Below are 236 nucleotides of genomic sequence, written 5' to 3' on the forward strand. Positions count from 1 at the left end.
TAGGAATAGGAAATAGCAGTAACAACTCTTTCTATGATATCAAAATGGAGGGATTGCCTTTTGGAATCAACATTTTTATGGGTGACCAGAATATTTTTTATACCGGAACCCCAGAATCCTGTACGAAATATGGGGTAATGGTAACCAGAGAAAGCCGCTATAATGCATTTATAGGAAGTGCATTTGAGAATGATTTTTCGATTGCTGATGTTTTAGATGATGGAATTCATACGACC

1 protein-coding gene is annotated in these 236 nt (G+C 36.4%); it reads left to right on the forward strand.

Going from position 1 to position 236, the window contains the following annotated elements; translation table 11 throughout:
* Nucleotides 1-236 (forward strand): hypothetical protein (locus tag SB724_RS21775; RefSeq protein WP_410573155.1); only part of this gene is annotated, 236 nt, incomplete at both ends.

The organism is Bacillus sp. SIMBA_031 (assembly GCF_046535225.1).
Taxonomy (GTDB): Bacteria; Bacillota; Bacilli; order Bacillales; family Bacillaceae; genus Bacillus; species Bacillus velezensis.